Here is an 808-nt window from a genome sequence, read left to right as displayed (position 1 = left end):
TCAGCGCTGCAGTGTCAGCACGCCTGGCCGGTAGGGCAGCAGGCCGTAGTCGCCGCCGGAGTTGGGGCTGCGGCCCTGGTAGAGCAGTTGCAGGTTGCAGGGGTCGATGGTCATGGTCTGGTCGGCGCTGGTGCGGATGAGTTCGCCGTGGCTGATGTCGTTGGTCCAGGTGGCGCCGCTGTTGGCCTTGCCGGCGAAGGGGTTGCTCTCGGTGGCGGCCTGGGGGGTCCAGGTGCCGTTGAGGCTGGTGGCGGTGAAGGAGCGGAAGTAGCGTCCTTGGGCGCCGATGGCTTCGACGATCATGAGGTAGCGGTTCTGGCCCTGGAGTTTGTAGACCTGGACGGCTTCGAAGAGGTTGTTCGTGGTGTCGCTCATGATCACTGTTGAGGTGGTGCCGAAGCTGCCCGGGAAGTTGCCGAGGGGCATGCTCGCCCGGTAGATCTTGCCGTTGTCGCCGGCGAAGAACAGGTACATGTTGGTGCTGTCGCCGATGAGGGTCTGGTCGATGGGGCCGGTGCTGGAGCCGGAGATGCTTCCGGAGAAGAGCACCTGCTGTGCTGACCAGCCGTTCGGGTTGGTGGGGTCGGTGGAGGTCCGGTAGGAGAAGGCGGTGCCGCCCCACTGGTAGGCGAGCACCCAGATGTTCTTGGGGGCGAAGTAGAGGAGGGTGGGTGCGACGGTCGAGGAGGACATGGTGTTCTGGCTGGCCGAGGCCATGTCGGACCAGTTGGTGAAGAGGCTGAAGTTCATCGAGCCCCATCTCGTGCCGGTGTCGTGGGTCGTGGCGTAGACGAGGTGCCGGCCGTTG

General features: G+C 65.0%; 1 protein-coding gene. It reads right to left on the bottom strand.

Going from position 1 to position 808, the window contains the following annotated elements:
• A partial coding sequence (locus ACTWPW_RS64420) for a non-reducing end alpha-L-arabinofuranosidase family hydrolase (protein WP_443175074.1) occupies positions 1 to 808 on the bottom strand: 808 nt, incomplete at its 5' end.

Origin of the sequence: Nonomuraea sp. KM90 (assembly GCF_052246675.1) — a bacterium.
GTDB lineage: Bacteria > Actinomycetota > Actinomycetes > Streptosporangiales > Streptosporangiaceae > Nonomuraea.
Note: the sequence above shows the minus strand (reverse complement) of the source record. Positions and strands in the feature narration are given on the sequence as shown.